This window comes from Pseudomonas sp. SWRI68 (assembly GCF_014269165.1).
GTDB classification, from domain to species: domain Bacteria; phylum Pseudomonadota; class Gammaproteobacteria; order Pseudomonadales; family Pseudomonadaceae; genus Aquipseudomonas; species Aquipseudomonas capeferrum.
This window is the reverse complement of record NZ_JABWRU010000010.1, coordinates 184,937-197,302: the sequence shown is the minus strand read 5'-3', so window position 1 is coordinate 197,302 and position 12,366 is coordinate 184,937. Positions and strand designations below refer to the sequence as shown.

Below are 12,366 nucleotides of genomic sequence, written 5' to 3'. Positions count from 1 at the left end.
TGCCACTGGCCCATGCGCTGCGCGGGTCAGGCCTGCGCCGCACGCATCCCATCAGAGGCCACGGATTGCTTGCGCACTGCCCGATAGAGCAGGCTGGACACCATGAACCCTGCAAGGGCCAGCAGGCTCATCAAGGTGAAGACGACGGTATAACCCTGCTGGCCAGGGAAGTGGTCGAGGATCGCGCCGTAGATGACGTAGGCAAACATGCCGGGTGCATAGCCGATCAGGCAACCGATGCCGAAGGCGGACCCGGTGATGTGCTGGGGTATGCCGACTTCACCCATGGGCGCCCAGAACACGCCGCGCATGGAGAACACGATCAGCGCAAAGGACAGGGTGGCGGCCATGCCGGCATAGATGAAGCCTGGGCTTTTGGGGATCAGCAGGATCACCGCCATCACTGGCAACAGCGCCAGAAATGCCCATTTCAGGTAGCGGCTGGTGCTTTTGAACTGTTTGTCGGCAATGAAACCGCCGGCAGGCCCGCCCAGGATCTTCAGGAAGTACTGGTTGATGATGCCGTAGGCACCCACCAACGCCACGGGCAAACCGTACATTTCCTTAAGGTAGGGGATGAAGTAGGTCAGGCCGCAGTAGACGATGTAGACCATGAACACGTTCAGGCTGACCAGCCAGATCCCCGGTACCTTGATCGCTTCCATCAGGTTCGCCAGGCTGTTTTTCGGTTTGGCCACCGACGGCGCGTTGCCGCCTTTGAGCAGGAACCAGGTCAGGGTGCCGGCCAGCAAGTCGATCACCGAGTAGAACAGGATCGCCGACTTCAGGCCGTTTTCGCCCGAGCCCATGGCAACGAACACCCCCAGTGCGGCAAAGGCGACCAGTGTATCCACCACGCCACGCCCGCCTTCGAGCAGGCCGAACAGGCGCCCTTGCTCCTGGTCGTTACCCAGGTTGCGGATAGCCTTGAGCAGCGAGGGCCAGAACAGGCAATCGGCGCACACGGCCAGCAGGCTGAACACGATCAACAAACTGCTGAACGGGGGGAAGGTCGCCAGGTACACGCCCAGGCAACCGGTGCCGATCAGCCCGAGGGGGATCAACTTGCGCGTCTCGAAGCGGTCGGCGAGCAGGCCGCCAACCACGAACAGGGCTGTGGCGATGACCGCGTTGGCACTGAGCAGCAGGCCGATTTCAGTGTGGCTCAGGCCCATGAATTCCTGCATGGGAACGTAGAAAGCGTCCTTCAGGTTCGCCAGCTTGTAGACGGTGCCGCCGCCCAGGATGAGGATCAGGAATCGGAGCCATTTGGCTTTGTTCTGGGATGTCATTGTTGTTCTCCGCAGGTAATCGGGTCGCCAGGGTCAAGCGTTGGCCAAGGTCAGCTCGGCCAGGGTGCGAAATTCGCCCAGCAGGCCGCGCACGTAGGCCACCTGGTTGTTGGCCCAACGGTGTTCGTCGGCCAGCATGCGCGCCAGGGTGAAACCGGCAGGCAGCGGTGTTTCGCTCATTTCCCGATAAGCGATGAAGGGGTCGGCCGCTTCCTGCTGCTGGCGGAAGGCCGGGGCCACGTAGTGGTTTTCCTGTTCGAGGATGAAGGCGATCACCTGCGGGGCTGTGTCGCCCAGCATCAGCAATTCGTACAGCATGCGTGCACTGGGCAGGTCGTCCTCGGCGCTGCCCTGCAGCACGCCGTAATGGCCGAAGCCGTTCTGTTCGGCGACGATGCGCACCCCCTTGAGGTGGCTTTGGCGGATGTGCGGCGCCAGGTTACGCAGGGCTTGCAGCGGCTGTTCGCAGGCATTGATCATGTTGCCGAAGTCGAACAGGGCATGCAGGCGTGGGTGGTCGAGGCGCTTGAGCAGTTGGGCGATCTCGTCGCTCTTGAGCTCTTCGTGCTGCTCGAAGTCAAAGTACAGGTCGTGGGCGTCGGCCTGTTGCGCCAGGTAGTGCAGGTCGCTCTCGATGATGTCCATGACCCGCGACAGCGTGCCCTCGTAACGCGAGTAGACGCGGATGTTGCGTATCCCCAGGGCCTTGGCGATGGCGATCACCTGGTCGACATCCTGTTTCAGCGTGCTGCTGATTTCCACGTGCACGTCCAGCCCCAGTGCCTGGGCCTTGTCGGCAAACGCCTGGAGTTGGCCGGGGGACATCTGGCTCAGGCTGTTCTGCTCGCCGTCGAGCACGTGCAGGCTCAGGCCTTGCAGTTCGTGGCGATAGGCGAAGTCCAGCAGGTCGGCGGGGGTGACGTGGCCGTGGGTGAGGTTGGTCAACAGCGGATAGGCGTGGGCAAAAAGGCGCACCTGTGCAAGGCGTTCGAGCAACCGTTGGGCCAAGGCGGGCGTCAGCATGGGGGCTGCCGTGTGTTCGACCACGTTGTGGCTGAGCAAGGCGTTGAAACGTTCCTGGATCTTATTGTTCATTAGCGTCGTTCCTGGTTCAGACGCCGGGTTTTGCCGGCCCAGCCTTTATCGCGCCAGTCAGGAACGTTCGATAGATCCATTATCCATCAATCGATAGGACCACTTGCCCGGCCTCAAGCGTTGCCGGGCAGATACCCCAGTGCGCGCAGGGCCCGGGCCAGCGCCTCGACCCGCGTCGCGGCCTGGTTTTCAGGCGTGCCGGCAAAGCCGATCAGCAGCGCCGGCGGTTGCGCATGGGCGATGCTGTAGTCGCTCAAGGGGTAGGTGTGGATGCCATGCTCGGCCAGTTGCCGGGCGATGTCTGCGTCGCTGAGGTGGGTGGGCAACCAGGCGATCAAGTGCATGCCGGCATCGGCCGGGGTGAGGGTGAAGAAGCCGCCAACCTGCAGTTCAAGTTGTTCGATCAACGCCTGCTGGCGCGCCTTGTACAGGCCGCGTATGCGGCGGATGTGGCCAATGAAGTGACCTTGGGCCATGAAGTCTGCGGTGGTTGCCTGCAGCAGCGTCGGCGGGCTGCGGTCCATGACTGCACGCAGGGTGCAGAAGGGCTCGACCAGCGCCGGCGGCAGAATCACGTAGCCCAGCCTGAGTGATGGAAACAGCACTTTGCTGAAGGTGCCGACATAGATCACCCGGGCCATCTGGTCCAGTGCGTACAGCGCGGGCAGCAGGCGGCCGCTGTAGCGCAACTCGCTGTCGCAATCGTCCTCGATGATCCAGCTCTGTTGCTGTGCGGCCCAGTCGATCAGTGCCTGGCGCCGCGCATAGCTCAAGGTGACGCCCAGCGGGTGCTGGCGCGAGGGTGTGCAAAACACCAGCCGCGCCTCAGGGCACTCGCACAATCCTTGTTCAACATCGATTCCGTCAGGGTCGACACGCAACGCCGTCACCCGTGCCCCTTGCGCCTGCAACGCAATGCGCGCGGCGATGTGCCCCGGGTCTTCCATCCACACGCTGTCCTGAGGGTTGAGCAACAGCATGCCCAGCAGGTTGAACGCTTGCTGCGCGCCGGACACGATCACCACCTGCCCGGCCTCGCAGTCAATGCCACGGGCATCGAATACGTACTCGGCGATCGCGCTGCGCAGGGCGTGCAAGCCTTGCAACTCGCCGTACCCCAGCATCGCCTTGGTGGGTTTGAGCAGGTGCTGGTTCATCAGGCGTCGCCAGACCGCCTGGGGGAACGCTTCATAGGTGCTGTGGCTGGGCAGGAAAGACGTCGGTGTGGCGGGGTCCCAATCGGCGTACGAAATGCCGCGAAAATGGTCGCTACGCAGCGACAGCATCGACTGGCTCAGGTCGGACAGGCGCGGTGGCGGCTGCTGTTGCTCGGCCTGGCCGCCCCGGCTCTCCCACTCGCTGCCGACATAGGTGCCGGCGCCGGTGCGCGAGGCCAGGAAACCTTCGGCAATCAACTGATCGAACGCGTTGAGAATGGTGATTCGCGACAGCCCCAACTCGTGGCTCAACGTGCGGGTCGAGGGCAGGCGGACGCCGCCCTGCATCCTGCCGTTGAGTATCTGCTTGCGAATCTGCAGGTACAGTTGGCGGTACAGGGGAAGGGTGCTGGCGCGGTCCAGCTCGATGGCCGACAGCAGCAAACCTGCGGCAGTTTTCATGGCATGTTCGTCTGCGGGGGAAGTAATTGAGCCTGAAACCCTCAGGCCTGCAGAAGCCAAGGGTATCGGGCGTTACGCGATAAGTCATCCGTAAGCTAAGCATGGCTGCGCCCGCCGCTCAGGGCTGCGCCCGCAGCCGCCGCCACAGGGTGCTGCGGCTGACACCCAGGCTACGTGCGGCTTGCTCCATGTTGCCGTCGTAGCTGGCCAGCGTACGCCGGGCATGCGCCGCCTCGGCGGCCTTGCCCAGGCTGCGCAGGTTGTCGTTGAAGGCCAGTGGCTGGGTGGGGGCCTGCGGCTGTTGGAAAAACTCCGGGAACAGGCTGGCCAGGGCGATGCCATCGGCGCCCTCCAGGGCGGGGGCACACAGGGCGGCGCGAAACTGCCCGCTGGCGATGCGCGCAGGCAAGTCGCAATGGGTGGCGGCAATCACGCGGATATCCACCGGTGTGACCCAGGGCTACCTGAACGAGCCGCTCAAAGGCGCCGAACTGTGGCAGGACGGCTGGCTGCACACCGGTGACATGGGCTCGATCGACCGCCACGGGGTGTTGGAGATCAAGGACCGGATCAAGGACGTGATCAAGACGGGCGGGGAGTGGATCAGCTCGTTGATCCTGGAAAACCTGATCAGCCAGCATGCGGCGGTCAGCGCCGTGGCGGTGGTTGGCATCCCTGACGAGCAGTGGGGCGAGCGGCCTATCGCCCTGGTGGTGCGTGCATCAGACGGCAGCCTTGACCAGCCGATGCTCGAGGCGCACCTGAAGCAGTTCGTCGACTGCGGGCAGATCAACAAGAAGCTGATTCGCGAGATGCACATGGGGGCATGAGCGGGCTGAACGCATTCATCAATGCAGAGAAGCTCGACCGGGCGTTCCTGACGTTCCTGAATTTCGTGTGGCAGTTCGACCGTGGCTACCGCCCAGGTATCGATGCACTGCGCCAGGCACCTAGCCGCCTCCACCCTATCTCAAGCCGGTCGTCGCCAACGCGGGCCGTAAACATGGCCTAGAGTTAGCGGCACGCATGGCGGCGCAATGCAATTAATTGCCGATCGCCACAACTATTTTCATTGGCAAATGTCACTTTCCGGAGCCGGCACGATTCTCGAGGCACCGGCGAGGCATATCGGAGCGAACTTGACATGGCAGCACTGCAAAGCAGTACGTTGGAAGCGATTGTCGCCAATCAGGCGCAGTTGCAGCGTAGTTGGCTTGAAGCACTCGAAGCCAAGGGGGCGGCGCGTAATATCCGTGAACAGGACCTGCGCCAGGAGACCCGTGATTTCCTGCAATTGGTGATCGACGGCCTGGGCCGTGAGAGCGGCACCCACATTGGCGCCGAAGGCTGGGAGGAGACGCGCCGCTTCCTGGAAAAACTCTCTGCCAGCCGTGCGCAGGTCGGTCAGGAATCCCACCAGACCGCGTTCTTCATCTTTGCCCTGAAAGGGCCGCTGTTCGACCTGCTTCAAGCCCATTACCGCGAGCAGCCCGCGCTGCTGGCCGAACAGCTATGGGAAATATCTTCACTGTTCGATGCCTTCGGGCTGCACACCATCCGCACCTACCAAAAAAACCGCGAGGCAGTGATCAAGCGTCAGCAAGAGGAACTGCTGGAGCTGTCCACCCCGGTGGTGAAACTGTGGGAGGGCGTACTGGCGCTGCCATTGATCGGCACGCTTGACTCCCAGCGCAGCCAGACGGTGATGGAGTCGTTGTTGCAACGCATCGTCGACACAGGCTCGGAAATCGCCATCATCGACATCACCGGTGTGCCGACGGTCGATACCCTGGTGGCCCAGCACCTGCTCAAGACCGTAACCGCCATCCGCCTGATGGGCGCCGACTGCATCATCAGCGGCGTGCGCCCGCAAATTGCGCAAACCATCGTGCACCTGGGCCTGGACCTGGGCACCCTGACCACCAAGTCCAACCTGGCCGATGCGCTGAAACTGGCGTTGTCGCGCCTGGGTACCACTGCTGGCGAGCGAGTGTGAGGCAATGGAGCGTATCCCCATATTGCAAATGGGCGAGTTCCTGCTGGTGACCATCCAGGTCGACATGCATGACCAACTGGCACTGCGCCTGCAGGACGATCTTACCGATCGCATCGAACACACCAGCGCCCGGGGCGTGCTGATCGACATCTCGGCGCTGGACATGGTCGATTCGTTCATCGGCCGCATGATCGCCACTATTTCGGGGTTGTCACGGATCATGGATGCCGAGACCGTCCTGGTCGGCATGCAGCCAGCGGTCGCGATCACTCTGGTGGAGCTCGGGCTAACCCTGCCCGGGGTCAGCACTGCACTCAATGTCGACCGGGGCATGCACCTGTTGCGCAAGCGGGTAGGCCGCCCATGACCATTCGCGAGCATGGCAGCCAGCCGGTACGCATCGAACAGGACGTCGTGCTGGCCCGCCAATTGACGCGCAAGCTCGCCAGTGACTGCGGCATGCGCCTGGTCGACCTGACCAAGCTGGTCACGGCCGTGAGTGAGCTGGCCCGCAACACCGTGGTGTACGGCGGGGGCGGCGACATGGACTGGGAGGTCATCGAAGAGGCTGGGCGTACGGGTGTACGTCTGGTCTTCCGGGATGAGGGGCCAGGCATTGCCGACATCAAACTGGCCTTGACCGATGGCTGGACATCCGGCAGTGGCTTGGGCCTTGGCCTGACCGGGGCGCGACGCCTGGTCGATGAGTTCGAACTGAATACCGCGCCCGGGCAAGGCACCCGGGTAATGATCACCCGATGGATATGAACCTGACCGCAAGCCTGACCCAGGTCCTGCGCATTGATGATGGCACCCAGGTCGGGCACGCCCGACGGGTCGCGCAGAAACTCGCCGAACAGCAGGGCTTTGACGCCACCGATGCGGGCCGGGCGGCCATTGTCGCGACCGAACTGGCCAGCAATGTGCTCAAGCATGCCAAATGCGGCGAACTGCACCTGCGCGTGCTTGGCCCTGCCAGCCAGCCTGGCATCGAACTGCTGGCGGTGGATCGCGGCCAAGGTTTCGACCTCAACCATTGCCTGGTCGACGGTTACTCCACCGGCGCAACCGCGGGTATTGGCCTGGGCGCTGTCAGCCGCTTGGCGCAGGTATTCGATGTGCACAGCGATGCCCAAGGGGCCGTGGTGCTGGCGCGCCTTTATAAACAGGCTGATACGCCCAGGGACATTCGCCTGGGTATCAGCCAGCATTCGCTGCATGACGACCCGGCCTGCGGTGATACGTGGCACGTGACGCTCGGCGAGCAGCGTTTGAGTGCGTTGCTGATCGACGGCCTGGGCCATGGCGAGGAGGCTGAACGCGCCGCCAAGGCCGGTGCCCAGGCGTTCGCCCAGAGCCCGTTCAGTGCACCGCTACATCTGCTGGGCGAATTGCACCAGGCCATGGCAGGTACGCGCGGTGGGGCTGTTGCGATTGCCCAGTATGAAGGGGGGCACGACAGCGTGAAGTTCATCGGCATCGGTAACATTGGCGCAACATTGGTCGGTGGCGATAGACCGCGTGGCCTGGCCTCTCACCCGGGCATCGTCGGCGGGCAATACCGTAAGGGGCAAGTGTTCGACTACGCGCATGTGAAGGGGAATCTGTTGATCATGTTCAGTGACGGCCTGCAATCGCGCTGGAACCTCCAAGCCTACCCGGGCCTGCTACACCGCCACCCGGCCGTGATCGCTGCGGTACTGCATCGCGACTTCTGTCGTGGGCGGGACGATGTGACTGTGCTGGTGCTCGACCTGGAGACCGTGCATGCCTGAGTCAACGCCCGAAAACCGCGCCGCGCAGGCTGCCTGTGTGGCACGCCTGCAGGCCGAAAATGAAGCGCTGCGCGCAGAACTGGAAGAAACCAACCAGGGGGTGCTGGCGCTCTATGCAGAGCTGGACACCCAAGCCGAGCAGTTACGCCAGGCATCGGACCTGAAAAGCCGCTTCCTTTCCTACATGAGCCATGAGTTCCGCACGCCGCTGGGCTCGATCCTGAGCATCACCAGCCTGCTCGCCGATGAGGTGGACGGGCCGCTGAGCAAGGAGCAGCAATTGCAGGTGGCCTTCGTCAGCATTGCAACGCGCGAACTCAGCGACATGGTCGACGACCTGCTCGACCTGGCCAAGATCGAGGCCGGCCGTATCACCATCTCGCCAGCCTGGTTCGACATGCTCGACCTGTTCGCCGCCTTGCGCGGGATGTTCCGGCCAATCGTCGACACCGGTAGCGTGGACCTGATCTTCGAAGAGCCAGAGGGGCTGCCGCAGATCTACACCGATGACAAGAAGCTGGCGCAGATCCTGCGCAATTTCATCGCCAATGCGCTCAAGTTCACCACCCGCGGAGAGGTGCGGGTGTCGGCGCAACTGCTGGGCAACGACCAGATCCGTTTTGCTGTCACCGACACCGGCATCGGCATCGCCCCTGAGCTGCTGGGTGGCTTGTTCGAAGACTTCGCCCAGATCGACTCGCCGCTGCAGAAACGCCTGCGCGGCACCGGCCTTGGCTTGTCACTGTGCAAACGCTTCGCGGCCTTGTTGGGCGGCGAGGTGGGGGTGGAGAGCGTACCGGGCGCCGGTTCCACGTTCTTTGTCATCATTCCGCTGGCTCTGGCCCAGGAGAGCGCTGATGAACCCTGACATTCGCCTGCTTATCGTCGACGACAACGCAGCCACCCGCTATGCGCTGCGCCGGCGCCTGGCGTTGCATGGCTACCAGATCCTTGAAGCGGGCACCGGTGGCGACGGGTTGGCACTGATCCACAGTGAGCAGATCGATGGGTTGATCCTGGATGTCAACCTGCCCGACATGAGCGGCTTCGATATTGTCCGGTTGCTCCGTGCCGACCCTGAGACCGCCTTGCTGCCGGTGATTCACGTGTCGGCGGCGTCGATCCAGACCGGCGACATCATTACCGGGCTCGATGCCGGTGCCGACGCCTACCTGGTGCACCCGGTGGACCCGGATGTACTGGTCGCCACCCTTCGGACCCTGATGCGGGTGCGCGATACCGAGCGGGCGCTGCGCGCAAGCGAGGCCAACTTCCGGGAAATTTTCAACAATGTGTCGGCACCGATCGCCGTGCTCGATGCCGGGCTCAAGGTGCATGAGTGCAACCGTGCATTTGCCCAGCTGATCCAGGACAACCGCAACCCCGACACACTGCAGGAGTGCTTTGTCGACGGCCAGCAAGCCGCCATTGTCGCCTTGCGCCAGCACATGGCCGATGGCCGGCGCTGGCGTGGCACCCTGGGCATGAGCGTGCGCGGCCTGCAACGCGACACCGAATGGCAGCTCTCGCCCTACCGGGCGCCGGGGTTATGCCTGGTGTTTGTCGAGGACGTCACCGAGCATCGCCACCGCGAGCGCTCGCACCTGGCGCGCCTGGACGACGCCAATACCCGCCTGGCGCGGGAAATGGCGCAGCGGGCGCAGACCGAGGCGCAATTGCTGCAATTGCAGAAGATGGATGCCCTGGGCAGCCTCACAGGCGGGATCGCCCATGATTTCAACAACCTGCTGACCGGTATCATTACCAGCCTGGAACTGATCCGCAAACGGGTGGGGCAAAACCAACTGGAGAAAATCCCCACCTACGCAGACGCTGCGCTCAGTTCGGCCATGAGCGCAGCATCGCTGACCCACAGGCTGTTGGCGTTCGCACGTCAGCAACCGCTCGACACCCGCCCGGTGGACGTCAACGAACGGGTTCGCTCGCTTGAAGAGCTGATCACCCGCACCATTGGCGAACGTATCGTGCTGCAGCTGGCGCTTTCCAGCGAGCCGACGATTGCCCTGGTCGACCCGATCCAGCTGGAGAGCGCAGTGCTCAACCTGGTGATCAACGCCCGTGATGCCTTGGCCCAGGGTGGGCATATCTGGGTCAACACTGCCGCGAGTTGGTCGCACGGCAATGCCTACCTGCAAGACGGCCCCTATGTGGCGGTGACCGTACGCGACGATGGCGCTGGCATCGAGCCTGAGGTTTTGGAAAGGGTCTTCGACCCCTTTTTCACCACCAAACCGGTCGGCCAAGGTACCGGGCTGGGGTTGTCGACCATCTACGGCTTTGCCCGCCAATCGAGCGGGCATGTGTCGATCCGCAGCGTGCCAGGGCAGGGCACCGAGGTGACGTTGATGTTGCCGGCCAGTAGCCGTCAGGTGGCCTGTGAGGAGCAAGCGTCGCCGTTGAACCAGCAGGGCGCCGGCGAGCATGTGCTGGTTGTCGAAGACATGGCCTCGGTACGCCTGTCGGTGGCAGAAGTGCTGGCCGATGCGGGTTATCGTTGCACCTTGGCGGAGACCACCGAACAAGCGCTGGACTGCCTGCGTGAAGACGCCAGTATCGAATTGCTCTTGACCGATGTCGGGCTGCCAGGCATGAGCGGCCGCGAGCTGGCGGATATGGCACGTAGTTACCGCCCGGCGCTACCGGTGCTGTTCATGACCGGCTACGCCGAGACTGCGCTGGATCGTCAGGCGTTCCTGGATACCGGGATGGACCTGCTGATCAAACCGTTTCAGGTCAGTGACCTGCTCCATAAGGTGCGAACAGGCCTTGGGTAGCGCAGGGCGCATCTGCTTGCCGCGCAGTTAGACTGTTTTCGTCGTTGCGCCCAGGCGATGAGCGGTGATAAACCAGATAGCTGAATTCACGTCTGTCAGCCATGTTCTTAGCTTGGCATCTGCTGCTATGTTACGTGACGTCTGGCACAGCGGCGCAACCGTTTCAGCGTGCATCTCAACCAGCTTTGGATATCGTCCCCATGCATCAAACCCCTGACGAAACGATTCGCGCCGCGTTGCAGAAGTCGCACGCCAGGCTTCATCGCCAGCATGAACTGGTGGTCGAGTACGGCGTCATGTCACTCAAGTCGTCTGACCTGGATACGTTGCTGACCCAAGCCTGCTCTGCCGTGGCCAAGGGCATGGACACCCGCTTTGCCAAGGTGCTTACGCCGATACCCGACAGCGATGAGTTTTTGCTGTCCCATGGTGTGGGTTGGGATGACGCTGATATCGGGCACGCCACGGTGGGGGGGGATATCGCCAGCCCTGCGGGCTACGCCATCTCGACCTACAGGCCTGTGCTGTCGAACCATCTGGGGCAGGAGCAACGTTTCAGAACCCCCTCGCTGCTCAAGAAATACGGCATCGAGCGAGCGATCAACGTGCCTATTCGAGGCACCACCGCCCCATTCGGTGTACTCGAAGCGGACAGCAGCAATGGCGAGGACTTCATCGAAAGCGACCTGGTGTTCCTGGAAGGCATTGCCAATGTCATCTCCATGGCGGTGGAAAGGATCACGGCAGGCGCAGACATGCAGTCTACGGACCCGTATTCCGAAAGTGTGCTGAACGCCAGCCCCGACTGCGTGATAATCCTCTCGGCGAGCGGCGACATCGAGTTCATGAACGAGGCCGGCATGTGCCTGTTGCACATCGGCGACCTCGCTCAGATACGTGGGGTGGCGTGGCCGCAGATCTGGCCAGATGAATCCCGCAGTGTGGTGCTGGACGCTATCAGAAGAGTAACGGGTGGGGAGTCAGCGCGCTTCGAGGCGTTCTGCCCAACCCTGCAGAATGAGCCGAAATGGTGGGATGTGACGGTGGCGCCAATATTTGGCGAGCAGGGCGAATTTGCAAAGATTATCGCCGTGTCGCGTGACATTACCGAACGTCGGCATCATGAAGCCCAATTGTTATCGTTGATCGATGCACAAAATACCAAGTTGAATAAAACCGACCTGCACCTGGAAGAAATCCACCACCGGGTGAAGAACAGCCTGCACTTGGTCAACACCTTATTGCTGTTGCAGGCAAACATGGCCGCTGATGAAGCGGTCAAACTGCAACTGGAAACAGCCGCGACCCGCGTACTGACTATTGCCAGCGTCCATGAGCGTCTTTATCAGAATGCTGAAACGCAACACGTGCGCGTTTCGGATTATCTAGAGGCGCTGCTGGGTGATCTGGGCAAGGCATTGGCCGACCGCAAGATAGTGCTGCATGCTGACACGTTCATTCTTGCGCCCGAAAGAATGGCGCCCCTGGGCCTGGTGATATCCGAACTGATCACCAACTCGCTGAAGTATGGAAGAGGCACGGTGGACGTCAGCGTAATGGGCCACGGTGATCATGCCCTGATCACGGTCTCGGACGAGGGCGATGGCTTTCCGGAGTCTTACCCCAAACCTACCGGTACCGGGCTGGGCATGCGCCTGGTAAAAAGCTATTCGGGCTATGGCAGCCTGGCGATCACGGTGGATCGCAGTGAACGTAAAAGCACGATTCACGTGCGCTTCAAACTCTAGCGACATGCGCCTGCGTTCTGGCCCCAGGGCAGCAATGCCACCCCGG

11 protein-coding genes and 2 pseudogenes are annotated in these 12,366 nt (G+C 62.4%); 9 read left to right on the top strand and 4 right to left on the bottom strand.

Annotation, left to right across the window (positions count from 1 at the left end; translation table 11 throughout):
• Positions 1 to 26 precede the first annotated feature (26 nt).
• The 4 genes from HU770_RS16865 to HU770_RS27285 form a co-directional block, all read right to left on the bottom strand.
• A complete protein-coding gene (locus HU770_RS16865) occupies positions 27 to 1,292 on the bottom strand; it encodes an MFS transporter (RefSeq protein WP_186660924.1) in 1,266 nt (421 codons plus the stop codon).
• A 33-nt stretch (positions 1,293 to 1,325) separates the two neighbouring features.
• Entirely contained in the window at positions 1,326 to 2,387 is a 1,062-nt protein-coding gene (locus HU770_RS16860; RefSeq protein WP_186664437.1) for a TIM barrel protein, read from the bottom strand.
• A gap of 113 nt (positions 2,388 to 2,500) precedes the next feature.
• Positions 2,501 to 4,006: a PLP-dependent aminotransferase family protein gene (locus HU770_RS16855; RefSeq protein ID WP_186664435.1), complete on the bottom strand. Its 1,506-nt coding sequence runs from the start codon at positions 4,004 to 4,006 to the stop codon at positions 2,501 to 2,503.
• Between the two features lie 118 nt (positions 4,007 to 4,124).
• Complete coding sequence (locus HU770_RS27285; RefSeq protein WP_238347533.1) at positions 4,125 to 4,439, bottom strand: helix-turn-helix domain-containing protein; 315 nt, start codon at positions 4,437 to 4,439, stop codon at positions 4,125 to 4,127.
• A gap of 16 nt (positions 4,440 to 4,455) precedes the next feature.
• Here HU770_RS27285 and HU770_RS16845 point away from each other — a divergent pair.
• The 9 genes and pseudogenes from HU770_RS16845 to HU770_RS16805 all read left to right on the top strand — a co-directional run.
• Positions 4,456 to 4,836, top strand: a pseudogene (locus tag HU770_RS16845) (fatty acid--CoA ligase); the annotation flags it as partial.
• 26 nt (positions 4,837 to 4,862) lie between these two features.
• Positions 4,863 to 4,955: pseudogene (locus HU770_RS16840) on the top strand (AAA family ATPase); the annotation flags it as partial.
• Between the two features lie 195 nt (positions 4,956 to 5,150).
• Positions 5,151 to 6,002: an STAS domain-containing protein gene (locus HU770_RS16835; RefSeq protein WP_186664431.1), complete on the top strand. Its 852-nt coding sequence runs from the start codon at positions 5,151 to 5,153 to the stop codon at positions 6,000 to 6,002.
• Positions 6,003 to 6,006: 4 nt separating this feature from the next.
• Positions 6,007 to 6,369: an STAS domain-containing protein gene (locus tag HU770_RS16830; RefSeq protein WP_033698520.1), complete on the top strand. Its 363-nt coding sequence runs from the start codon at positions 6,007 to 6,009 to the stop codon at positions 6,367 to 6,369.
• Complete coding sequence (locus HU770_RS16825; RefSeq protein ID WP_186660907.1) at positions 6,366 to 6,770, top strand: anti-sigma regulatory factor; 405 nt, start codon at positions 6,366 to 6,368, stop codon at positions 6,768 to 6,770. Before HU770_RS16830 ends, HU770_RS16825 begins: the two co-directional genes overlap by 4 nt.
• On the top strand, positions 6,761 to 7,777 hold the full coding sequence (locus tag HU770_RS16820; protein WP_186664429.1) for an anti-sigma regulatory factor: 1,017 nt from the start codon (positions 6,761 to 6,763) through the stop codon (positions 7,775 to 7,777). The genes HU770_RS16825 and HU770_RS16820 overlap by 10 nt, the downstream gene beginning before the upstream one ends.
• Complete coding sequence (locus HU770_RS16815) at positions 7,770 to 8,645, top strand: ATP-binding protein (RefSeq protein ID WP_186664427.1); 876 nt, start codon at positions 7,770 to 7,772, stop codon at positions 8,643 to 8,645. The genes HU770_RS16820 and HU770_RS16815 overlap by 8 nt, the downstream gene beginning before the upstream one ends.
• Positions 8,635 to 10,572 (top strand): response regulator, encoded by a 1,938-nt coding sequence (locus HU770_RS16810; RefSeq protein WP_186664425.1) that lies wholly within the window; start codon positions 8,635 to 8,637, stop codon positions 10,570 to 10,572. Before HU770_RS16815 ends, HU770_RS16810 begins: the two co-directional genes overlap by 11 nt.
• 200 nt (positions 10,573 to 10,772) lie before the next feature.
• A complete protein-coding gene (locus HU770_RS16805; protein WP_186664423.1) occupies positions 10,773 to 12,320 on the top strand; it encodes a histidine kinase dimerization/phosphoacceptor domain -containing protein in 1,548 nt (515 codons plus the stop codon).
• Positions 12,321 to 12,366 lie beyond the last annotated feature (46 nt).

What these genes read in the sequence shown, in the direction of transcription:
- HU770_RS16830 (WP_033698520.1), top strand. Translation starts at nt 6,007, where the DNA reads ATGGAGCGTATCCCCATATTGCAAATGGGCGAGTTCCTGCTGGTGACC.
- HU770_RS16865 (WP_186660924.1), bottom strand. Translation starts at nt 1,292, where the DNA reads ATGACATCCCAGAACAAAGCCAAATGGCTCCGATTCCTGATCCTCATC.
- HU770_RS16855 (WP_186664435.1), bottom strand. Translation starts at nt 4,006, where the DNA reads ATGAAAACTGCCGCAGGTTTGCTGCTGTCGGCCATCGAGCTGGACCGC.
- HU770_RS16810 (WP_186664425.1), top strand. Translation starts at nt 8,635, where the DNA reads ATGAACCCTGACATTCGCCTGCTTATCGTCGACGACAACGCAGCCACC.
- HU770_RS16860 (WP_186664437.1), bottom strand. Translation starts at nt 2,387, where the DNA reads ATGAACAATAAGATCCAGGAACGTTTCAACGCCTTGCTCAGCCACAAC.
- HU770_RS16825 (WP_186660907.1), top strand. Translation starts at nt 6,366, where the DNA reads ATGACCATTCGCGAGCATGGCAGCCAGCCGGTACGCATCGAACAGGAC.
- HU770_RS16815 (WP_186664427.1), top strand. Translation starts at nt 7,770, where the DNA reads ATGCCTGAGTCAACGCCCGAAAACCGCGCCGCGCAGGCTGCCTGTGTG.
- HU770_RS16820 (WP_186664429.1), top strand. Translation starts at nt 6,761, where the DNA reads ATGGATATGAACCTGACCGCAAGCCTGACCCAGGTCCTGCGCATTGAT.
- HU770_RS16835 (WP_186664431.1), top strand. Translation starts at nt 5,151, where the DNA reads ATGGCAGCACTGCAAAGCAGTACGTTGGAAGCGATTGTCGCCAATCAG.
- HU770_RS16805 (WP_186664423.1), top strand. Translation starts at nt 10,773, where the DNA reads ATGCATCAAACCCCTGACGAAACGATTCGCGCCGCGTTGCAGAAGTCG.